We start from the raw sequence: 21980 nt of genomic DNA, 5'->3' as shown, positions 1-21980 counted from the left end.
GCGCCGTACGGTACGTGCTGACAGCCCGGACGTGGCAACTCTGGCACATCTTGCGAGCCCGCCGTCGCGGGGGTCCGTGATCCGTGGATCCGTCCCTGACCTGGGGGATGGTACGGGTTTCTTACGACGTCTCCGCCGGGAGTGGATTGCCACGTTTCAGGGACCCTTGTGCGATTTGGGCTTGCGCCGGTGGGACTACGCTCCCAGGGGCGGCGGAGCGCGGTGCGCACCTTACGGGCGGCTCACACGATCGGGGGCGCCCCCTCGCGCGGGCGTCCGAGAAGGCCGGGGCGCCGCTGCCAGGGAAGCGGCCCGGCGGGCGGGCGGTAGCTCACGCCGAGCGCGTCCAGGCGCGCGTAATGTGCCTCCATGCGCCCCTGGAACGCCTCGAAGTCCCGTTCGGGAGAGGGCGGCAGCGCCGACCAGACGACCTCGGCGAAGGCGGCGAGCCGGGGGAAGGCCTGGTAGTCCACCCGCCGGCGGTCCTCCATCACCTCGGTCCAGACATTGGCCTGGGCGCCCAGCACCCGGTCCGCTCCTACGCCGGTGAGCTGCGGGGGAACCGGTTCGAAGCGATAGACGTCCTCCAGGGTGCGGACATAGCCGATCGGGACCGGCTCGTCCTCGCCCGGGGCCTGCCGGTGGTCGAAGTACACCTGCTGCTCGGGGCACATGACGACGTCGTGGCCGGCCCGCGCGGCGGCGATCCCGCCCGCGTAGCCGCGCCAGGAGGAGACCGCGGCGCCCTCGGGCAGCGGGGCGTCGGGCGCGCCGCCCTCGAGGATCTCGTCCCAGCCGATCAGCCGTCGGCCGCGCTCGGCGAGCCAGTGGCCGAAGTGGCGGATGAACCAGCTCTGCAGCTCGTCCTCGTCGGCGAGGCCCAGGGCGCGGATGCGCTCCTGGGCGGCCGGGGACGCCTTCCACTGGTCCTTGGGGCACTCGTCGCCGCCGATGTGGACGAAGGCTCCGGGGAACAGCTCCAGGACCTCTTCCAGCACGTGTTCGTAGAAGCGGAGCGTGTTGTCGGTGGGGGCGAGTACGTTCGGGTTGATGCCCCAGGTGGTCCAGACTCCGAGGGAGGCGGTGTCGATGACGTCGGTGTTGCCCAGCTCCGGGTACGCGGCGATGGCGGCCTGCGAGTGTCCGGGGATGTCGATCTCGGGCACGACGGTGATATGCCGCTCGGCGGCGTAGGCGACGATCTCGCGGATGTCGTCCTGGGTGTAGTGGCCGCCGTGCGGCCGCTCGTCCCACAGCGGGGACGCCCGGTGGCCCAGCTTGGTGCGCTCGCGCCAGGCGCCGACCTCGGTCAGCTTCGGGTAGCGGCGGATCTCGACACGCCAGCCCTGGTCGTCGGTGAGATGGAAGTGGAACACATTGAGCTTGTGGGCGGCGAGCAGGTCCAGATAGGCCAGGACGCCGTCCTTGGGCATGAAGTGGCGGGCCACGTCCAGCATCAGCCCGCGCCAGGCGAACCGCGGCGCGTCCTCGACCGTCCGCTCCGCCAGCTCCCAGCCGGTCTCCGCGCCCCTGAGCGGGGCGCGGCGGAAGGCGTCGGGGCCCAGCAGCTGACGGAGGGTCTGGGTGCCCCAGTGGACGCCCGCGGCCGTGCCGCCCGCGATCTCCACCCGGCCGTCGGCCACGGTGAGCCGGTAGCCCTCGGGCTCCAGCGCGGCGTCGATCCGCAGGCTGATGGTGTCGTCGCCGCCGGGCTCACCGTCCGGCAGGGACAGGCCGAACGCCTGGCCGAGGGTGGTGCGCAGCAGCCGCGCCACCCCCTCGGTGCCGGGCCCGGCGGCCAGGGCGGTGCGCCGCGGGTGGATCCGCGCGCCCGCGCGGCCGGGACGGCTCTGGTCATGGCGGGGCGCGGGGATCAGCCCCGCGGCGTCGTGAGTCATCTGCTCCCCTGTCGGTCCCTCGTCAGCTCTTGTCCGTACTCGTCAGTCCTCAGTACTCAGTACTCAGTCAGTCCTCAGTACTCATCAGTCCGCGTCAGTCCGCGTCAGTCCGCGTCAGTCCTTCACCGCGCCGCCGAGGCCGGAGACCAGCCGGCGCTGGACGAGCACGAAGAAGATCAGCACGGGGATGGTCATGACGGTGGACGCCGCCATGATCCCTCCCCAGTCGTTCCCCTCGTCCTTGAAGAAGACCAGCAGCGCCATCGGAAGGGTGGAGTTCTCGGTCGCGCTGATGATGAAGGACTTGGCGAACAGGAAGTCGTTCCAGGCGGAGATGAAGGAGAAGACGCTCGTCGCCACGAGTCCGGGGAAGACGAGGGGGAAGAGGATCTGCCACAGGAAGCGGGAGCGGCTGGCCCCGTCCAGATAGGCCGCCTCCTCCAGCGCCTCGGGCACCGCCTTGACGAAGCCGCGCAGCATCCAGATGGCGAACGGCAGCGAGAAGGCGATGTGCGGCAGGATCAGCGAGCCCAGGGTGTTGAGCCCCACCCCCGGCACCGACTCCCCCAGATCGCGCATCAGGAAGAACATGGGGATGGTCAGCGCCTCGATCGGCACCATCTGGGCGACCAGGAACATGATCAGCAGCGTGGTGCGGAAGCGGAACTTGAAGCGGGCGACCGCCGTGGCCGCCAGGAAGGCGATCAGCGCCGAGGCGACCACCACCACCCCGGCCACGAACAGGCTGTTGAGGAAGTAGCGCCCGAAGTCCTGCTGCTCGAAGACGCGCCGGAAGGAGTCCAGCGACGGGGACCCCGTCCACGGCCGGGGCTCGGTGGACTGGATCTCCCCTTCGGGCTTGAAGGCCGAGAGCACCATCCAGTACAGCGGGAAGGCGACCACGGCCGCCACGAGCAGGGCGGTGGCCTCGGCGGCGAAGCGCCAGGGACGGCGGATGCGCAGCGAAACGCGCGAGTGGCTCACAGTTCTTCTCCCTGGCGTCGCAGCAGCCGCAGATAGACCAGCGTGACGGCCAGCAGGATCAGCAGCATCACCACGCCGATCGCCGAGCCCAGGCTGTACTGCGAGGACGCGAACGCCTTCTGGTACGCGTACACGTTGAGCACCATGTTCTGGCCGGCGATCCCGCCGCCGTTCGTCATGACGTAGATCTGCGTGAAGACCTTGAAGTCCCAGATGATGGACTGGATGGTCACCACGACGAGGATCGGCCGCAGCATCGGCGCCATGATCGTGCGCCAGATCCGCCAGGCGGAGGCGCCGTCGAGGGCGGCGGCCTCCAGCACCTCGGTGGGGATGGCCCGGATGCCCGCGTAGACGGTGACCATGACGAACGGGAACGAGCACCACACGACCTCGAACAGCACCAGGGCGAAGGCGCTGTAGCGGTCGTAGGTCCAGGAGTAGTCCTCGAAACCGGAGAGGCCGAACCACACCAGGACCCGGTTCACCGGCCCGAAGTCGGGGTCGAAGAGGAAGACCCAGACCGTCGAGCCGGTGATCGCCGGGGTGGCCCAGGCGCCGAGCGCGGCCAGCATCAGCGCCAGCCGCGGAATCGCCCGTACGCGCGTCAGCAGCACCGCCAGCGCACAGCCGACGGCGAGGGTGGACACCACGCAGACGGCGGCGAAGAGCAGGGTGGCGACGGTGACGTTCCAGAACTCGCCGTCGCCGAACAGCTCGGCGTAGTTGGCGAACCCCTGGAAGGTGGTCGCTTCACCGCCGCTGACCTGCGCCTGGGTGTACTCCAGGAAGGAGATCAGACCGAGCTGGTAGATGGGGTAGACGAGCAGCCCGCCCAGGACGATGAGCGCCGGGGCGAGATAGAGCCAGGGGGTCCAGGTGCCGCGCCGGGCGCCCTTCCCGGATCGGCGCCCGGCCGGGACGGTGGATCCCGGCCGGGACCGGCGGCCCTTGGCGGGGGCTCGCCGGGCGTGCTGTGCGGTGCCGGCGCTCACTGCTCGAATGCCTCGTCCATCTTCTTCGCGGCGTCCTGGGTGGCGGCCGGCACGCTCTTACGGCCGCTGACGATCTCCTGGAACATGGTGGGCAGGACGAGCTGCGCGTCGATGGCCGCCCAGCCGGGCGAGGTGGGCACGAACTTGGCGCTGTCGTTGAGGGTCTTCACGAAGGGCTTGACGAAGGCGTCCTTGTGGGAGATGTCGCCGCGCACATCGGTGAAGGTGGGCAGGAAGCCCATGGCGTCGTAGAGCTCGCGCTGGGTCTGCTTCCCGGCGAACGTCTTGAGCAGGTCCACGGCGATCGTGCGGTGCGAGGTGCTCTTGAGCACCCCGAGGTTGTTGCCGCCCGCGAAGGCCGGTGCGATGTCGCCCTTCTTCACGCCCGGCAGCGGCACGACCTTGAACTTGCCCTTGACCTTGCCCGCCTCGACGGCCTGGCGGTTGAAGTCGCCGCCGATCGCCATGCCCGCCTTGCCCGAGGCGAACGCCTCGACGGTGTCGTTGCCGCCCCACTGGGCGCATTTGGCGGCCGGGCAGTTGTCGTTGCCGAAGAGCGAGGTGTACGCCTTCACGCCCTTCTGGGCGTCGGCGCTGTCGATGGCCGCCGCGTACTCGTTGGAGCCGAACTTGCCCTTCTCATCGGCGAGGTCGCCGCCGTTGGCCCAGATGAAGGGCATCGCGCCGTAGGTGTAGGCGCCGCCGACCGCGAGACCGTACAGATCCGGCCGCTCCGAGCGGATCTTCTTCGCAGTCGCAATCAGCTCGTCCTGGGTGGTCGGCGGCTCCAGGTCGAGCTCCTTGAAGACGTCCGTCCGGTAGTACAGCGCCCGTACGCCGACGAAGAGCGGGGCGCCGTAGACCTTGCCGCCGATGGTCAGCGAGTACTTCGCGGTGGGGTCGATATTGGTCGAGTCGACCCAGGCGCCGAACTCCTTGCTGATGTCCAGCAGCCCGCCGTCCTTGACATAGCCGGCGGTGTCGGTGTTGCCGAACTCGATGACGTCGGGAGCGCTCTTGGGGTCGTTGAAAGCCGCCTTGATCTTCTGCGCCCGGGTGTCGATGGGAATGTAGGTCACCTCGACGTCGGTTCCGTCGTGCTCCTTCTCGAAGCCGGCGACCGCCGCGTCGATCACCTTCTTCTTGGGCGCGTTATTGACCTCCTGGAAGAGCCAGACCCGCAGCTTGCCGCTCTTCTCGTCCTCCTTGGAGCTGTTGTCGGAGGTGGAGGGGGCGCATCCGGTCGCGGCCAGCCCGGCCAGGGCGAGTGCCACCACGGGCACGGTGATACGGGAGGACAGCCGGGAAACGGAGAGATGGGACGACTTCATAGGGACCCTTAACCATTTGGCGTTGCAAGTAATGCAACGCATGTTTCGCACAGCACAATATGCGTGAGGCTAGGGAACCTTGAGCGACCCCACAAGAGGTCTGAACCACTCGGCGGGAAAACGAACCGAACCACTCCGCGACAAAAGGAACTTCGCGCTAGCGACGCGGCAACTCCTCGCCCGGATAGGCGGGTTCAACATACGGCACGGCCTCCACCCGCGCACCCGCTTCCGCCAGGCGCTCGACCACCCGGTCCCAGTCCGGCCAGGTCTTCCGGAACCGCTCCAGAACGCGGTCGCTGGCCACCAGCACCACATCGGCGCCCGGGTCCTCCGCCCACTCCAGGAGCCTGGGAAGGGTCGGCTGGGCGACCGACATCACACAGCCGCCGGAGAGCCGGTAGCCCCGCTCGGCGGCCAGCCGCCCGCACCGCTCCAGCTGGGCGTCCCAGTCCTTCTCGAACTGGCAGTAGGCGCTGGCGCCTTCTGCTTCGGGCTCGTCGACCTCACGCGCCCCGAACACCAGATAGGCGGCCCGCGCCGCCCCGTTCTCCGTACGCCCGCTCATGGGCCGACCCTACTGGGGCCGTCCGGCGCGCGGCAGGGCGCACACGGCACGGCACGCCCGGCCCGCGACCCCGTCTCGGGATCGCGGGCCGGGCGTGCCGTCCGTTCGCGCGAGGCTTCTCGTCGAGGCTTTTCGCCGAGGCTGCTCGTCGAGGCTTCTCGTCGAGGCTTTTCGTCAGCGCCCAGGGCCGACGGACCGGCTACTTCTTGCCGTCGCCGTCCTTGCCCTTGTCGCCACCGGCACCCATGCCCTCGAAGATCTCCTTGCACATGGGGCAGACCGGGTACTTCTTCGGGTCACGGCCCGGGACCCAGACCTTGCCGCAGAGTGCGACGACGGGAGATCCGGAGAGGGCGCTCTCCATGATCTTGTCTTTCTGTACATAGTGGGCATAGCGCTCGTGGTCGCCGTCACCGTGCGACACCTGTGGTGTCGGCTCAACGAGGGTCCCCGTGCCTGCCCCGCGCTCGGGCTCAAGAGTGCTCATACAGCCCTAGGGTACTCATGCCTAGTTGAGAGAAGGGTCGTCCGGATACGTGGCGACCATGGCCAGCTCACTGCGCTGGCGGCGCAGCACCGACCGCCACAGCCGCTCGGGGGCGGGCGAGGACACATCGCCCGGCTCGGACTCCACCACGTACCACGCGCCCTCGGAGAGCTCGTCCTCCAGCTGACCGGGCCCCCAGCCCGCGTAACCGGCGAAGATGCGCAACGAGCCCACGGCCGCCGCCAGCAGCTCCGGCGGCGCCTCCAGGTCCACCAGGCCGATGGCGCCGTGCACTCTGCGCCAACCGAGTGGCCCGTCCTCACTGCGCGCCGAGGACCGGCCCGACTCGCCCGGTACGACGGCCACGCCCAGCGCCGAGTCCAGCGAAACCGGACCGCCCTGGAAGACCACCCCCGGCTCCCCGGCCAGCGAGGCCCACGACTCCAGGATGTCGCTCACCCCCACCGGGGTCGGGCGGTTCAGGACCACGCCGAGCGAGCCCTCCTCGTCATGGTCGAGGAGCAGCACCACCGCACGGTCGAAATTCGGGTCAGCAAGCGCCGGTGTCGCGACAAGCAGCCGTCCTGTGAGCGAGGACACCTCGGTCATGGCCACATGATCCCCCATATCCGGGCCGGAGGGGGAGTGGAAGTCGAGTCCCGTATGAGAGCAGGTCGGGGCGCAAGACAGCAGATGCGGCGCACGTGACTGTGGGCCTTTCGACCGGAACGGAACGTGTTGTGTCGCCTACGGGGTGACGCAAAGGGTGCAAGAGCCTTACGGAGGCGGTCTCCGGGGCTATTACTCTTGCCCTTTGGCCCTTGTGCCTTTTGGCCCTTGCCCGTCTCAGGAACGCGAGACCAGATGACCCGCTCGAACGATGTCCTGCTCGTCCATGGCGGCACCCCGCTCGAAGGCGAGATCCGTGTCCGCGGCGCGAAGAACCTCGTGCCCAAGGCCATGGTGGCCGCCCTGCTCGGCAGCGCGCCCAGCCGGCTGCGCAACGTCCCCGACATCCGCGATGTGCGGGTGGTGCGCGGGCTGCTGCAGCTGCACGGTGTGACGGTGCGACCCGGTGACGAGCCCGGTGAGCTGGTGCTCGATCCCACGCACGTGGAGAGCGCCAATGTCGCCGACATCGACGCACACGCAGGTTCCTCGCGGATCCCGATCCTCTTCTGCGGCCCGCTGCTGCACCGCCTCGGCCACGCCTTCATCCCGGGCCTGGGCGGCTGTGACATCGGCGGCCGGCCGATCGACTTCCACTTCGACGTGCTGCGCCAGTTCGGGGCGACGATCGAGAAGCGGGCGGACGGCCAGTACCTGGAGGCCCCGCACCGGCTGCGCGGCACCAAGATCCGGCTGCCGTACCCGTCGGTGGGCTCCACCGAGCAGGTGCTGCTGACGGCGGTGCTCGCCGAGGGTGTGACGGAACTCTCCAACGCGGCGGTCGAGCCGGAGATCGAGGACCTCATCTGCGTACTGCAGAAGATGGGCGCCATCATCTCCATGGACACCGACCGCACGATCCGGATCACCGGTGTCGACCAGCTCGGCGGCTACAACCACCGCGCCCTCCCGGACCGCCTGGAGGCCGCCTCCTGGGCGAGCGCGGCGCTGGCCACCGAGGGCAGCATCTATGTGCGCGGCGCCCGCCAGCGCGAGATGATGACCTTCCTGAACACCTACCGCAAGGTCGGCGGCGCCTTCGACATCGGTGACGAGGGCATACGGTTCTGGCACCCGGGCGGCAAGCTCAACGCGATCGCCCTGGAGACCGACGTCCACCCCGGCTTCCAGACCGACTGGCAGCAGCCGCTGGTGGTGGCCCTGACCCAGGCGTCGGGCCTGTCCATCGTCCACGAGACGGTCTACGAGTCCCGGCTGGGCTTCACCTCGGCGCTCAACCAGATGGGCGCGCACATCCAGCTCTACCGCGAATGCCTGGGCGGCTCCGCGTGCCGGTTCGGCCAGCGCAACTTCCTGCACTCCGCGGTCGTCTCGGGACCCACCAAGCTCCAGGGCTCCGACCTGGTCATCCCCGACCTCCGCGGCGGCTTCTCCTACCTGATCGCGGCCCTGGCCGCGCAGGGCACCTCGCGGGTCCACGGCATCGACCTGATCAACCGCGGCTACGAGAACTTCATGGAGAAACTGGTCGAGCTCGGCGCGAAGGTGGAGCTCCCCGGCGGCGGCAACGCCGTGTAGAGCCTCCGTGGGGCCTCGTGGAGGCTCATGGGCGGGCCTCAGGGCCCGTAGGAGCGCCGAAGGGGCGGCCACCCTCACGGGTGGCCGCCCCTCTCATTCGCGGGGGCTTACTTGCCCTTGGCGGCTTCCTTGAGCTTGGAGCCCGCGGACACCTTCACGCTGTAGCCGGCCGGGATCTCGATCGGCTCACCGGTCTGCGGGTTGCGCGCGGTGCGAGCGGCACGGTGGGTGCGCTCGAAGGTCAGGAAGCCGGGGATGGTGACCTTCTCGTCGCCCTTCGCGACGACCTCACCAGTCACCTCGGCGAGGGCGGCCAGCACGGCGTCGGCGTCCTTTCGGGTCACCTCGGCGCGCTCGGACAGAGCGGCCACCAGCTCACTGCGGTTCATGTTGTACTCCCGTGTTCATCTTGCCAATGAGGCGTGAGATCGAAGCCGATGCTGCCAGGGCCCTCGGACAGTCCCCGGACCCGGGTCTGCTGTTCAGACCCTCGCGCCCGGAACGCATCCTGCCCCCACCTGTGGCGGGAATGCCAATCCGGAGCCCTGGAGAGTCACACGAAAAGCGCCGTGGCGGTCGTTTTCCTGTCCGCCACCCTATGGCCGCTTCCGGGACCCCGAAGCGCGCGACGCGCCGTACCCCGCCTAGACCGCAGTGGTACCGGTCACAGCGCGCGCCGCGTCCCGCACGGCCCCGGCGACCGCCCCAGCGACCTTGTCGTTGAAGACGCTCGGAATGATGTAGTTGGCATTGAGCTCGTCGTCGTGAACGACGTCGGCGAGCGCACCGGCAGCAGCCAGCATCATCTCGGTGTTCACCGTACGCGACTGCGCGTCCAGCAAACCACGGAAAACGCCCGGGAACACCAGGACATTGTTGATCTGGTTCGGGAAGTCCGAGCGTCCGGTGGCGACCACGGCGGCGGTCTGGCGGGCGATCGCCGGGTCCACCTCGGGGTCCGGGTTGGCCAGTGCGAAGACGATCGCGCCGTCCGCCATGGCGGCCACGTCGTCGCCGGAGAGCACGTTCGGGGCCGAGACGCCGATGAAGACGTCCGCGCCCCGCACGGCCTCGCGCAGGGTGCCGGTGACGCCCTCGGGGTTGGTGTTGTCCGCGATCCAGCGCAGCGGGGACTCCGGGTCGGCGGAGACCAGGTCCTGGCGCCCGGCGTGCACCACACCGTGGATGTCGGCCACGACCGCGTGCCGCACGCCCGCGGCGATCAGCAGCCGCAGGATGGCCGTGCCGGCGGCGCCCGCGCCGGACATGACGACCCTCACATCCTCGATCTTCTTGTCGACCACCCGCAACGCGTTGGTGAGGGCGGCCAGCACCACGATCGCGGTGCCGTGCTGGTCGTCGTGGAAGACCGGGATGTCCACGGCCTCGCGCAGCCGCGCCTCGATCTCGAAGCAGCGGGGGGCGGAGATGTCCTCCAGGTTGATCCCCGCGAAGCCGGGGGCGATGGCCTTCACGATCGCGACGATCTCGTCGCTGTCCTGGGTGTCCAGGCAGATCGGCCAGGCGTCGATGCCCGCGAAGCGCTTGAAGAGGGCCGCCTTGCCCTCCATGACCGGCAGGGCGGCCTTGGGGCCGATGTTGCCGAGGCCCAGCACCGCGGAGCCGTCGGTGACGACGGCCACACTGTTGCGCTTGATGGTGAGGCGGCGGGCGTCCTCGGGGTTGTCCGCGATGGCCTGGCAGACCCGGGCCACGCCCGGCGTGTAGACCATGGAGAGGTCGTCACGGTTGCGGATGGGGTGTTTCGACGACATCTCGATCTTGCCGCCGAGGTGCATCAGGAACGTACGGTCGGAGACCTTGCCGAGCGAGACACCCTCGATGCCGCGCAGCTTCTCCACGATTTCCTGGGCGTGCGCGGTCGAGGTCGCGGCGATGGTCACGTCGATACGGAGCTTCTCGTGGCCGGACGCGGTCACATCGAGGCCCGTGACCGAGCCACCGGAGGACTCCACGGCCGTGGTCAGCTGGCTGACCGCGGTACCGCTCGCGGGCACCTCCAGCCGAGCCGTAATCGAGTACGAGACGCTGGGCGCCGTTGCCATGGCCTGCTTCCTTTGCTTTCCCTTGTTCATGCTCTCCGTGCCTCGGAATGCCGGGCCACGTCCTCAGATGGTTACACCTACCTCTGGGTACGGGGTAACCCGGCCCGACTTTCGGACATATTGTTCTGACATAGCAGAGTGGGGTCAGGCGAGTGGAAAGCCCCACTCCTTCGCGGGAACGCCTGGCGAGGCGGGCCGCCCGCCGCAGCCGCCGCCCTAGGCTCTGGCGCGCTACAGCGTCGTAAGGACGTCGAGGAAGAGACAACGAGGAGCGCGGGCATGGCTCAGGGCACCGTGAAGTGGTTCAACGCCGAGAAGGGCTACGGCTTCATCGCCCAGGAGGACGGCGGACCGGATGTCTTCGTCCACTACAGCTCGATCGACGGCAGCGGCTACCGCAGCCTGGTCGACGAGCAGCGGGTCGAATTCCAGATCGTGCAGGGCCGCAAGGGCCCCCAAGCGGAAGAGGTCCGCGTCCTGGGCGGCTGACGCCGCCGGGCGCGGACCCCTTACGGAAGAGATGAGAAGTGGCACCGACCCGCCATGCTCGCCTCGCGGCAAGTGGTCGCTCGAAGCGACGAAGGTTGGGCCCGGGGGCTTGGATCGGGCCGGTGCCACATCAAGGCTAACAAACAGGCCCGGGAAGGGATTCCCCTCCCGGGGGGTGGATTTTCGAGGCCGTCGGAACACCGGGCGATGGGGTCCCGCGGCCCGGGTGGTGGTCAGTCCCGCAGCAGGTCGGGGACGGCGTTGGCGTCCGGCTCGTCGCGGTCGCCCGAGACCACCGTCAGCCGCTGGGTGGCGCGGGTGAGCGCCACGTACAGCACCCGGAGCCCCGCCGGGGACTCGTCGGCGATCTCGGCGGGCGAGACCACGACCGTCGCGTCGTACTCCAGCCCCTTCGCCTCCAGGCTGCCCAGCGCCACCACCCGGTCGCCCAGGCCCGTCAGCCACTGACGGGCCTGGGCGCGCCGGTTCATCGCGACGACGACGCCGACGGTGCCGTCCACCTCGTCCAGCAGCCGGGCCGCCTCGCGGCGGGCGGCCGCGCCGAGGCCACCGTCCGCGCCCGGTGTGAAGCGCGGTGCCACGCCCGTGGAGCGGACCGCCTCGGGGGCGGGGGTGCCGGGCATGGCGAGGGTGAGGACCTTGGTGGCCAGTTCGGCGATCTCCGCCGGGTTGCGGTAGTTGACGGTCAGGGTGAAGCGGCGGCGCGGGCGGCTGCCGAGCGCCTCGTCCCGGGCCCGTCCCGCCTCGTCCGGGTCGGACCAGGAGCTCTGGGCCGGGTCGCCGACGACCGTCCAGGTGGCGTGGCGGCCGCGCCGTCCGATCATCCGCCACTGCATCGGGGTGAGGTCCTGCGCCTCGTCGACGATCACGTGGGCGTAGTCGGCGCGCTCCCGCTCGGCCCGGTCGGCGCGGCTGCGGCGGGGGCTGACCCGGTCGGCGTAGGTGGTCAGTTCGTCCAGACCGGTGAGCTGGTCCAGCGGGTCGGCCTCGCGGGGGGACGCGGGGCGGGCGGGGGTGCCCAGGAGGGTGGTCAGCTCGTCCAGCAGCGCCACGTCGTGGACCGACAGCGGGCCCTGCCCGTCCGGGCCGAGCCGTCCGAGCGACCGGGCCACCTGACGGACCTCGCGGGAGTTGAGCACCCGCCGTGACCAGCGGTTCAGCCGCCTCTCATCGGCCATGGCGGCGAGGACGGAGCGGGGGGTGAGCTCGGGCCACCAGGCGTCGAGGAACTCGTGGAAGGAGTCCTCGGAGGAGATGTCCTCGTCGAAGCCCTCCCGCGCCTCGGCGGCCAACTCGGGGTCGGTGTACCGCCTGGGGGCGCCGGAGCGGGTCCACAGCGCGTCCAGGAGCAGCCGCCGGGCGCGGGGGCGCAGCAGATTGACGGGCGCGGTGCCGCCCAGCACGTGTTCGCGGATGGTGCGCAGCTCTTCGGCGCCCAGTTCGACCCGGGCGCCGAAGGCGACCACGCGCAGCCGCTCGGGCGGGCCGCCGGGTCTGGACCCGGGGCCCGCACCGGGTCTGCCGCCGTGGGCCTCCAGCTCCCCGTCCAGTGTCAGCTGGCCGTGGTCGGACGACTCGGATGACGAGGCCGATGACGAGGCCGATGACGGCGAAGGGGCCGAACCGGCGGACGCGGCGGCTCCGCGCGGCAGCTCCAGCGCGCCGCGGGCGGCCTTGCGCAGCACCTTCACCATCCGGGACGAGCCCTTGACGCGGGCCACGGCCGGGGTGTCGTACGTGGTGGCCTCGGCGCCCTCCACCAGTGAACCCACCGCCCGGATGGCCACCTGGCCCTCCTCGCCCAGCGAGGGCAGCACGCCCTCGGTGTAGGCGACCAGCAGCGGGGTGGGGCTGACCACGAGGATGCCGCCCGCGTACCGCCGCCGGTCCTGGTAGAGGAGGTACGCCGCGCGGTGCAGCGCGACCGCCGTCTTGCCAGTGCCGGGGCCGCCCTCGACCTCGGTGATGGAGGCGGCGGGGGCGCGGATCACCTGGTCCTGCTCGGCCTGGATGGAGGCCACGATGTCCCGCATGGTGTGGCCGCGCGCCTGGCCGAGCGCCGCCATCAGCGCGCCGTCGCCGACCACCGGCAGCGCCCCGCCGTCGAGGGTGGCGCTGAGCTCCGGGCGCAGCAGGTCGTCCTCGACGCCGAGCACCCGGCGGCCCTTGCTGCGGATCACCCGGCGGCGGACGACCCGGCCGGGGGCGACCGGGGTGGAGCGGTAGAAGGGCGCGGCGGCGGGCGCCCGCCAGTCGATCACCAGCGGGGCGTAGTCGGCGTCGAGGACCCCGATGCGGCCGATGTGCAACGTTTCGGCGATCTCCGCGCGGTCGCCGTCCGGGCCGGTGCGGATGGCGTCGTCGGCGGGTTCCACGGAGGTGTAGGCGCCGTCGGGGCCGCGTTCGCCGTCCTTGCCCGGCAGCAGATCGATGCGGCCGAAGAGGAAGTCCTCGAACTCGCTGTTCAGCCGGTTGAGGTGCACCCCGGCCCGGAAGACCTGGGCGTCCCGTTCGGCGAGCGCGCCGGGCGTGCCGACCTGACCGCGCTTGGCGGCGTCGTCCATGAGGAACTCCGCCTCGTGGATCTTCTCCGCGAGGCGGTGGTACACCCGGTCCAGATGCGCCTGTTCGATCCGGATCTCGCTGTCCCGGACCCCGTCCCCGCGGTCCCCCCGCGGTGCCGTCCGGTCGTCATGCGTGGCGTTCTGCGCGGCCACCCAGGCCCCCTTCTGTGTTCTTAAGGGCAGCCGTCAACCGTACACCTGAAGGGGAGGGGGTTTCTCAGAGCCTGACCTGGGCCAGGCGCTGGCCGTCCAGGGTGCGGACCTCGAACCGCTCGATGTCGTCGGTGTTCATGGCGGCGCCGCCCTGGGCGTAGAGCGGCTCCTTGCTCCAGCGGGAGCCGTCCCCGTCCTTGACGCCGTAGCCCGAGGTGGGCACAGCCCAGGTGGTGATGGTCTCCTCGTGGCCGTCCTTGCCGATGGCGACCAGGTCGCAGGTGCGCGGCCCCTTGAGGTTGCCCAGCTTGAGGGCGACGGAGGTGCCCCACCCCTTCTGCTGGAGCGAGACGGAGGCGTCCACCTTGGTGACGGGGTCGACCGAGCTGAACTTCTCGCCCTGGTCGTACACCTGCTTGGAGGAGGAGGCCACCACCTGGTCGTTGCCCCCGCCGTCGTCGGAGCTCGCGGTGATCGCCGCTCCCGCGAGCGGGCCGCCGACGATGAGGACGGCGGCCGCGGCGACGAGGAAGAGACGCCGTCTGCCGGCGGCTTTGCGGCTCACCGCGACGTCGTCCAGCAGCCGGTCGAGCAGTTCGGGCCCCGGGCGGGCGGTGACCACCGCCGGATCCGGGAGCGCGGTGCCGTCGGCGGCGGTGGCGTACTCGGCCAGCAGCGGCGGGAGGCCCATCAGCTCGTCGAGCTCGACGGCGCACCGCTCGCACCCGATGAGGTGGTCCTCGAAGCGCGCCGCGTCGGCGGGGTCGAGCACCCCGAGCGCATAGGCGCCGACCGCGGTGTGCTGCTGGTCGTCCGCTGCCGGCATCATGCCGTGACCCCCCGTTCCTCGAGCGAGAGCTTCAGGGAGCGCAGCGCGTAGAAGACCCGGGACCTCACCGTCCCGGGGGGAACGCCCAGCACTTCGGCCGCCTCACTCACCGTCCGTCCCTTGAAGTATGTCTCGACGAGCGCCGCTCTATGTGCGTCGGTGAGGTCATTCAACGCGTCGGAGATGGTCATCTGGCGCAATGCGCGGTCGATGTCGTCCGCGGCGGGCATCGCATGGAGCGGCGCCGCGTCCACTTCGTGGGGCCGTGCGCGGCGTTGGCGGTGGCCGTCGATGACGATGCGGCGGGCCACGGTCACCAGCCAGGGCCGTACCGATCCTCCGGAGCGGCGCAGTTGGTCGGCGTTGCGCCAGGCGCGCAGGAGGGTCTCCTGGACCACGTCCTCGGCGCGGTGCCGGTCGCCCGCGACCAGGCGCAGGACGAAGGCGAGAAGCGGGCCTGCGTGCTCCGCGTAGAGCGCGCGCATGAGCGCGTCGTCCGGTGTCGTCCTCTCGGTCACGAGGGCATCTTTGCGTACGCAAGCCGCCGGGTCGAGGGGGGTACGGGCTGGAAACGCTCGCCGTTCACCCGTCACCGTGTGATGTACATCCCATTCCCGGACTGAACATCTCCCGCTGTGCGGTGCGTACTTCAGTCCGAGTAAGGCCGACGCCGGGCGGGCGCCGGCTGCCAGGAAGGGCTCCCTCCCCAAATCCGCCCCGCAGGCCCCGGTCCCCCCATCCGGGGCCTGCGTCATGTCCGGGTCATGACTGAATATCGCTCATGCTTTGCTGATGCTCGGGTTTACCCGGCGGCGATGACGGGCAACCCGCTCGCGGTTTCCGCAGACTTCACTGGAGCACCAGCGCCTGCGGCGGCCGCGCGAGGTGTCGAGGTAGACCAGCGAGCAGGTCTCCCCCGCACAGCGCCGCAACTGCCCGCGCGCCACCGGGTCGGTGAGCAGCTGCACCGCGTCCCGGGCGATCTGGGAGAGCAGCGCACCGCAGTCCGGCTTCCCGGCGAGGGCGCCGACCAGGGCGCCGTCGGGGGTCCGTACGGCGCGCAGGGCGGGCGGGGCGGTGGCGGCCAGCGCGTTCATCCGCTCCAGATCGGCGGCCGCGGCATGGCCCTCGACCTCGGTGTGGACGATGCGGTGCAGCAGGTCGCGGGCGGCCCGGAAGCGGATGAGCCAGCGGTGGTCCACGGCCTCGAGCGAGGTGCCGCCGGGCACCAGTCCGGCGCCCAGCAGCCACGCCCTGAGGGGCTCCACCCCGCCGAGCCGCTCGACGGGCGCCTCGCTGAGCCGGCCGCCGACCGTGGCCACCAGGTCCAGGCAGATCCGCCCCGAGTCGAACCGCAGGTCGTAGGCCAACGCCGACGCCATGTTCCTGTCACCCCTTCGGGGAAGGCCCGATCCGGTCACCCTTCAGAGTGCCCGCCCCGCCTGTCCCCCGTAACCCCTCAGGACCAGGCCCCGGGCAAACGCCGGGCGAACCCTTGTTTCAGCCCCTCCGGGAACTCCAGCCCTCTCCGGGATCTCTAGCCCTCTCCGGGAATTCCAGCCCCTCCGGCGTTTGAGGAGCGGGGTCCGGGGCGGAGCCCCGGCGGGGCAAGGGGCGGAGCCCCGACAACAACGGCTACCCGCCCCCATACTTCGTGTCGACCGACGGATCCAGCGCCAGCCGATACCCCCGCTTGACCACCGTCTGAATCAGCTTCGGCGAGCCGAGAGCCGCCCGCAGCCGAGCCATCGCCGTCTCCACCGCATGCTCATCACGCCCCGCCCCCGGCAACGTCCGCAGCAGCTCCGACCGCGCCACGACCCAGCCGGGCCGGCGGGCCAGGGCCCGCAGCAACGCCATCCCGGCGGGCGGCACCGTACGCAGCTCCCCGTCCACGACCACCGCGTGGCCACGGATCTCCAGCCGCCGCCCGGCGACCGGCAACGGCCGCACCCGCCCCGGAAGTTCCGCGGTCAGCAGCTGCACCAGCGGCCCGAGCCGGAACCGTTCGGGCTGGGAGGTGGGAATGTCGTGGGCCTCCAGCGGCAGCGCGGTGACCGGCCCGACACACGCGGGCAGCACATCATGGCGGAGCGCGTCCAGCAGTTCCTCGCGCATCCCGCGCCGCTCCGCCCGGTCCAGCAGACTCGCGGCGGCGGGCGCGCTGGTGAAGGTGACGGCGTCCAGGGAGCGGGCCACCGTCGCGTCCAGCAGCCGGTCCACGGGCCCGATGTCCTCCGGAGGCATCCAGCGGTACACCGGCACCCCGACCACCTCCGCTCCCCCGGCCCGCAGCGACTCGACGAAGCCGGGCAGTGGCTCGCCGTGCAGCTGGACGGCGATGCGGTGCCCCTCGACGCCCTCCTCCAGCAGCCGCTCGAGCACCTCGGCCATCGACTCGGAGGCCGGGTACCACTCCTCGGTGAGCCCGGCGGCCCGGATCGCCCCGCGCACCTTGGGCCCGCGGGCCAGCAGCCGCACCTCGCGCAGCCGGTCGAGCAGGGCGTCGCCCAGGCCCCAGCCGTCGGCGGCCTCGACCCAGCCGCGGAAGCCGATGGCGGTGGTGGCGACCACGACGTCCGGCGCGCTGTCGATCAACTGCTTGGTGGCGGCGAGGAGTTCGGAGTCGTCGGCCAGCGGCACGATCCGCAGCGCGGGCGCGTGCATCACCTCCGCGCCGCGGCGCCGCAGCAGGGCGCCGAGCTCATCCGCGCGGCGCGCGGCGGTGACTCCCACGGTGAATCCGGCGAGAGGGGCGACGGGCGTCTCGTCACCCGCGGCTCCGGTCTGTTCTCGGTGCATGGCTCTCGTCCCGATCTCCCGATCTCCCGATTCACTCGTGTATGGGCGCCTTCGGTTCCGCATCCTGTCGCCGTCCCGTGTCGGTGGCGGTTCACAGAGGTTTCCCAGGCGTAACGGAGCGGACGGCCGGGGGCTTCCCCGGCCGACCGTACGCCCCGAACCGCCGGGGCGTACGGAGCCCCCTGGGCGTCCGGAGCCCCTGGGCGTCCCGCTCAGACGTCCGCGTAGGCGGGTTGCCGCTCCGACCGCGGATCATGCGCACCCGCCCGCGCGGCGGACACCGCGGCCGGGCGGCGGGCACCACGGAGGTATACGGCCCAGGTGACCGCGGAGCACACCGCGTAGAAGCCGAGGAAGGAGACGAAGGCGGGGGTCCCGGAGTGGGCGCCCGCGAACGACTCCCGGAAGGCCAGGTTGACCCCGAGCCCGCCGAGCGCGCCGACCGCCCCGATCAGCCCCATCGCCGCGCCCGACAGCCGCCGCCCGTAGGTCGCGGCCTCCTCGCCGGTCAGGCCGCGGGCCACGGCCTTCGCCTGGAAGATGCCGGGGATCATCTTGAAGGTGGAGCCGTTGCCGAGTCCGCTGAGGACGAAGAGGGCGATGAAGCCGACGAGGAAGACGGTCAGCGACTTCTGCGCGGAGGCGTAGACGACCACGACGGTCGCGGCGGCCATGGCCGCGAAGGTCCACAGCGTGATCTTCGCGCCGCCGTGGGCGTCGGCGAGCCGGCCGCCGACGGGGCGGATGAGCGAGCCGAGCAGCGGGCCGATGAAGGTGAGCGAGGCGGCCTGCAGCGGGGTGCGGTCGAACTGGTTCTGCAGCACCAGACCGAAGGCGAAGCTGTAGCCGATGAACGAGCCGAAGGTGCCGATGTAGAGCAGCGACATGATCCAGGTGTGGGCGTCCCGCGCCGCCTCCTTAGCCGCCCCGGTGTCGTTGCGCACCGGCGCCAGGTTGTCCATGAAGAGCGCCGAGAGCGCCGCCGCGACCACGATCAGCGGGACGTAGACGGCCAGTACGAGCCGCGGATGGGCCGCCCCGGCGGTGCCGATGACCAGCAGGCCGACCAACTGGATCACGGGCACGCCGATGTTGCCGCCGCCCGCGTTGAGGCCGAGCGCCCAGCCCTTCCTGCGCAGCGGGTAGAAGGAGTTGATGTTGGTCATGGACGAGGCGAAGTTGCCGCCCCCGACCCCGGTGAGCGCCGCGACCACCATGAACGTGGTGTACGAGGTCCCGGGCTCCATCACCACGGCGGCGGCGATCGCGGGCACGAGCAGCATCCCCGCGCTGATGATCGTCCAGTTGCGCCCGCCGAACCGCGCGACAGCGAAGGTGTACGGCACCCGCAGCACCCCGCCCACCAGCGTGGGCATCGCGACCAGGAAGAACTTCCCGGCCGGGTCGACCCCGTACTCCGGCCCCATGAACAGCACCATCACCGACCACAGGCTCCAGATCGAGAACCCGATGTGCTCGGAGAGGATGGAGAAGACCAGGTTCCGGGCGGCGATCCGCTCGCCTTCCTCCTTCCAGAACCTCTCGTCCTCCGGGTCCCACTGCTCTATCCAGCGGCCCCCCTTGCGCGCGGCGGTGGTGGTCGGGGCAGTCATCACGCCTCCACAGTTCTCGGTGTCGCTGCAGACGGTAGGGACAGCGGATTTCCGGGCTGTGGCGGCAGGTGACGCGGACGAAACCTTGCTCTCACCTGGGGGGCCGGGTGGCGGTGAGGGGGATCCCCGGGGGCCCGGAACCCCGTGGAAGCCAGGGCCACGGCACCCTCTAGGGCGGCCACGACGCCCTCAAGGCCGGTCGAGCCGGAGCCGCTCGGCCCTCGGCAGCCCCGCGACCACCAGGTCGTAGGAGTCCTCGATGAGCTCCCGGACCAGCCGGTCCGGAAGGGCCCCGTCGACCGTCACCGTGTTCCAGTGGCGCTTGTTCATGTGCCACCCCGGGACGATCAGGTCCGGATGCCCCTCACGGAGCCGACCCGCGTCCGCCGGGTCGCACTTCAGATTCACCGTGAGCGGACGGGCGTCCAGCGTCGTCAGGGCGAAGATCTTGCCGAGCACCTTGAAGGTCGAGACCTCCGGGTGCCGGGAGAACGGGAACTCCTCCACCACCGCGTTGAAGGAGAGGCAGAAGGACCGCAGTTGCTCGGGGCTCACTCCGGATTCTCCTCGCACTCGACTCGCACTCGACTCGCACTCGGCTGAAGGGGCTCAGGGGACGGAAGGGGCTCTACGACCCCAAGGGGGCCAGGACGATCCCCACCGTAGACCACGCCTCCGACAGCCGGGTGCGGCTCCGCCGCATGGGCGCGAACAGCCACGACGCAGACGAGCGACGGGAGCTCAACGCGCTTCCCGCAAATCGCTCAGTCCGCCTCCGGGCGCGGCAGCCAGGAGTCCGGTGGGCGGTGGAGCCAGCCGGACGTGGTGGCGAGCGCGCGGGCCGCGGCGTGGAGGGCGTCCAGACCGGGGTGGGTGAGGCCCTTGCGCCACACGATGGAGACCGGTGAGAGCGGAACGGGCTCGGTGAGGGGCCGCAGCACCGCGCCGGGCAGGTGGGTGAACACCTCGCTGGCCAGCACCGACCAGCGGCGCTTGGTCACCACCCGGATGAACTCCTCGTCCCCGTCGATCTCCGGGAACGGCTCCGCCACCGCGATCCCGCGCCCCGCGAAGAGCTGGGTGGCCAGGTCCGTCCACTCGGTGGTGGTGTCGTTGCCCGCCGCCGCGTACAGGGTCTCGCCCGCGAGCGCGGACAGCGGGATCTCCGCCAGCCGGGCCAGCGGGTGGTCCGCGCGCAGGACCACGGCGATGCGCTCGTAGCGGATCAGCCGGTGGTCCAGCCGGGCGAGCACGGCGGGGTCGAGGCCGCGGGCCCGGCCGAAGGAGACGTCGAGGCGTCCGGCGAGGAGCTCGGCGGCGGCCCCGGCCAGCCCGCTGTGGAAGCGGGCCACCAGCTCGGTCTCGGGGCCGATACGGCGCCGCGCCTCCGCCAGCACCTGGTTTCCGGTGCTCACCGGGGCGCTCACGTCCACCAGCAGCGGACGGCGCTCGGCCCCGCTGAAGGCCGCCGCCAGGTCGTCCTGGGCCTGGAGCACCCGCCGGGCGTACGGCAGCAGCCGTTCGCCCGCGGCCGTGAGGGCGACCTGGCGGGTGGTACGGACGAACAGCTCCGCGCCCAACTCCCGCTCCAGGCGCCGGATGTCGCGGCTGAGGGCCTGCTGGGCGATGTAGAGGCGGGCGGCGGCGCGGGTGAAGTGCAGTTCGTCGGCGACGGCGGTGAAGGCGCGCAGCAGCCGCGGTTCGATGTCCCGGTTCACCCGCACATGGTGACCGACGCGCCCCTCGATCCTCATCCGGCCGGCATTGACGGCAGAATTGACAACAGAGATGCGTGAATGCCCCCCGATCAGGTGTTGGACCGCCCCCGGCCGGGCCCTGGACCGTAGTGGCATGATCCTCTTCCTCGCCTCCCGCCCCGTCGTCCCCCGCCCCGCCCACCCAGGCACCACCCCACCGCACCGCCGCTCCCCGCTCACCACCCTCGCGACCTTCGTCCGACGGCGGCGGGCCCAAAGCCGCACCCGCGTGGCCGAGCCGACATCCCGGCCACGCGGCTCCGACTCGCGGCCGACGCGACGCTAATGCCCCCGACCGGAGCGCACTCCTGAATCGCTGCGCCTCGCGCTCGCCCGCGTCGCCCCCCATCGGCTGGGCGAGATGGAAACCCAGAAGAACGAGGCGTTCGCCCTGGCAGCCGAACACAACAACCTCGGCCCCATCCGCCAATGGCTGACCATCTGGGCCGGCGAGGTGGAGATCGAGCGCCGCCCCGACCTGGCCGCACGACGGCGTAACGCCGAACACGCGGTACACACTCTCGACAAGGACGCCCCGGCCTGGCGGGCCGCCATGGACGAACTCCTCGCCGTGGTGAACGAGGCCCGGCAGGCCACCGCGTGAGCTGGGGAAGTGGCCGCTGTCGTCGATCACGGCGCCGCGGGTCGCCGGGGCGAGCGGGCCAGTCGAACACCGGCGCGACGATGCTTTCCTCTTTGATATATGAGACGTGAAGGGATTATTCGCGATCAGATATAGGCTTGGCCCTTATGGAGCTGCGCCATCTCCGCTACGCGCTCGCCCTCGCCGAGCACGCCCACTTCGGCCGCGCCGCCGCCGCGCTGGGCATCCGGCAGCCCCCGCTGTCCCAGCAGATCAAGGCGCTGGAGACCGAGCTGGGCGTGCGGCTCTTCGACCGCACCGGGCACGGGGTGCGGCCCACCGCCGCGGGTGAGGCGTTCCTGGCCCGGACCCGGCAGGTGCTGGACCATCTCGACCTCGCCGTACGGGACGCGGCCGACGCCGGGCGGGGCGAGACCGGTTCGCTCGCCATCGGTTTCCTCGGCACCGCGCTGGCCGCCGTGCTGCCCGAGGTGCTCACCGCCTTCCGGACCCGCCGCCCGCAGGTCCGGCTGGAGCTGCGGGAGCTCCCCAGCGCCCGGCAGATCGAGGCGCTGCTGGACGGCAGCCTGGACGCCGGGGTCATCTGCGGCCCGCCGCCCGCGGCCGCCCGG

The 21980-nt window shown here is 71.1% G+C and carries 21 protein-coding genes; 4 read left to right on the top strand and 17 right to left on the bottom strand.

Annotation, left to right across the window (positions count from 1 at the left end):
• Positions 1-242: 242 nt before the first annotated feature.
• The 7 genes from JK364_RS41615 to JK364_RS41585 all read right to left on the bottom strand — a co-directional run bounded on the left by JK364_RS41615 (position 243) and on the right by JK364_RS41585 (position 6872).
• On the bottom strand, positions 243-1898 hold the full coding sequence (locus JK364_RS41615; protein ID WP_201856623.1) for a beta-N-acetylhexosaminidase: 1656 nt from the start codon (positions 1896-1898) through the stop codon (positions 243-245).
• Positions 1899-2012: 114 nt separating this feature from the next.
• Entirely contained in the window at positions 2013-2882 is an 870-nt protein-coding gene (locus JK364_RS41610; protein WP_201856622.1) for a carbohydrate ABC transporter permease, read from the bottom strand.
• On the bottom strand, positions 2879-3877 hold the full coding sequence (locus tag JK364_RS41605) for a carbohydrate ABC transporter permease (RefSeq protein ID WP_201856621.1): 999 nt from the start codon (positions 3875-3877) through the stop codon (positions 2879-2881). Before JK364_RS41605 ends, JK364_RS41610 begins: the two co-directional genes overlap by 4 nt.
• Positions 3874-5208 (bottom strand): extracellular solute-binding protein, encoded by a 1335-nt coding sequence (locus JK364_RS41600; RefSeq protein WP_201856620.1) that lies wholly within the window; start codon positions 5206-5208, stop codon positions 3874-3876. Before JK364_RS41600 ends, JK364_RS41605 begins: the two co-directional genes overlap by 4 nt.
• Positions 5209-5365: 157 nt before the next feature.
• On the bottom strand, positions 5366-5776 hold the full coding sequence (locus JK364_RS41595) for a recombinase family protein (protein WP_044574522.1): 411 nt from the start codon (positions 5774-5776) through the stop codon (positions 5366-5368).
• A gap of 199 nt (positions 5777-5975) precedes the next feature.
• Entirely contained in the window at positions 5976-6263 is a 288-nt protein-coding gene (locus JK364_RS41590; protein ID WP_075200572.1) for a DUF3039 domain-containing protein, read from the bottom strand.
• 21 nt (positions 6264-6284) lie between these two features.
• Positions 6285-6872 (bottom strand): YqgE/AlgH family protein, encoded by a 588-nt coding sequence (locus JK364_RS41585; RefSeq protein ID WP_201856619.1) that lies wholly within the window; start codon positions 6870-6872, stop codon positions 6285-6287.
• A gap of 255 nt (positions 6873-7127) precedes the next feature.
• Here JK364_RS41585 and murA point away from each other — a divergent pair, with 255 nt between their 5' ends.
• On the top strand, positions 7128-8471 hold the full coding sequence (gene murA, locus JK364_RS41580; protein WP_198270315.1) for a UDP-N-acetylglucosamine 1-carboxyvinyltransferase: 1344 nt from the start codon (positions 7128-7130) through the stop codon (positions 8469-8471).
• A 107-nt stretch (positions 8472-8578) separates the two neighbouring features.
• On the opposite strand, the gene JK364_RS41575 is transcribed toward murA, so the two are convergent.
• The gene (locus JK364_RS41575) at positions 8579-8860 is read right to left on the bottom strand and encodes an HU family DNA-binding protein (RefSeq protein ID WP_009717479.1); all 282 of its coding nucleotides are present in this window, start codon (positions 8858-8860) and stop codon (positions 8579-8581) included.
• Between the two features lie 255 nt (positions 8861-9115).
• Positions 9116-10537, bottom strand: a complete 1422-nt coding sequence (locus JK364_RS41570) for an NAD-dependent malic enzyme (RefSeq protein WP_201856618.1) — start codon at positions 10535-10537, stop codon at positions 9116-9118.
• Positions 10538-10816: 279 nt separating this feature from the next.
• Here JK364_RS41570 and JK364_RS41565 point away from each other — a divergent pair, with 279 nt between their 5' ends.
• Positions 10817-11026: a cold-shock protein gene (locus tag JK364_RS41565; protein ID WP_020870916.1), complete on the top strand. Its 210-nt coding sequence runs from the start codon at positions 10817-10819 to the stop codon at positions 11024-11026.
• A 233-nt stretch (positions 11027-11259) separates the two neighbouring features.
• On the opposite strand, the gene JK364_RS41560 is transcribed toward JK364_RS41565, so the two are convergent.
• The 8 genes from JK364_RS41560 to JK364_RS41525 form a co-directional block, all read right to left on the bottom strand.
• Entirely contained in the window at positions 11260-13764 is a 2505-nt protein-coding gene (locus JK364_RS41560) for a HelD family protein (RefSeq protein ID WP_201856617.1), read from the bottom strand.
• Positions 13765-13828: 64 nt separating this feature from the next.
• Positions 13829-14593, bottom strand: a complete 765-nt coding sequence (locus tag JK364_RS41555; RefSeq protein WP_201856616.1) for an anti-sigma factor family protein — start codon at positions 14591-14593, stop codon at positions 13829-13831.
• Positions 14590-15111 (bottom strand): sigma-70 family RNA polymerase sigma factor, encoded by a 522-nt coding sequence (locus JK364_RS41550; RefSeq protein ID WP_201856615.1) that lies wholly within the window; start codon positions 15109-15111, stop codon positions 14590-14592. The genes JK364_RS41555 and JK364_RS41550 overlap by 4 nt, the downstream gene beginning before the upstream one ends.
• A gap of 261 nt (positions 15112-15372) precedes the next feature.
• Entirely contained in the window at positions 15373-15975 is a 603-nt protein-coding gene (locus tag JK364_RS41545) for a CGNR zinc finger domain-containing protein (protein WP_201856614.1), read from the bottom strand.
• A 253-nt stretch (positions 15976-16228) separates the two neighbouring features.
• On the bottom strand, positions 16229-17395 hold the full coding sequence (locus JK364_RS41540; protein ID WP_201856613.1) for a uroporphyrinogen-III synthase: 1167 nt from the start codon (positions 17393-17395) through the stop codon (positions 16229-16231).
• A 212-nt stretch (positions 17396-17607) separates the two neighbouring features.
• A complete protein-coding gene (locus tag JK364_RS41535; protein ID WP_201856612.1) occupies positions 17608-19008 on the bottom strand; it encodes a nitrate/nitrite transporter in 1401 nt (466 codons plus the stop codon).
• A gap of 189 nt (positions 19009-19197) precedes the next feature.
• Complete coding sequence (locus tag JK364_RS41530) at positions 19198-19563, bottom strand: MmcQ/YjbR family DNA-binding protein (protein WP_201856611.1); 366 nt, start codon at positions 19561-19563, stop codon at positions 19198-19200.
• Between the two features lie 209 nt (positions 19564-19772).
• Positions 19773-20726 carry a LysR family transcriptional regulator gene (locus JK364_RS41525; protein ID WP_307841542.1) on the bottom strand — a complete coding sequence of 318 codons (954 nt, stop codon included), beginning with the start codon at positions 20724-20726 and terminating at the stop codon, positions 19773-19775.
• A gap of 400 nt (positions 20727-21126) precedes the next feature.
• Between JK364_RS41525 and JK364_RS41520 the strand changes: the two genes are divergently transcribed.
• Positions 21127-21369, top strand: coding sequence for a hypothetical protein (locus JK364_RS41520; protein ID WP_307841541.1), 243 nt, complete (start codon positions 21127-21129; stop codon positions 21367-21369).
• A gap of 146 nt (positions 21370-21515) precedes the next feature.
• Positions 21516-21980 (top strand): LysR family transcriptional regulator (locus JK364_RS41515; protein ID WP_201856609.1); only part of this gene is annotated, 465 nt, incomplete at its 3' end.

Source organism: Streptomyces endocoffeicus, assembly GCF_016741935.1.
Taxonomy (GTDB): Bacteria; Actinomycetota; Actinomycetes; order Streptomycetales; family Streptomycetaceae; genus Streptomyces; species Streptomyces endocoffeicus.
This window is presented reverse-complemented; position numbering and strand designations above follow the sequence as displayed.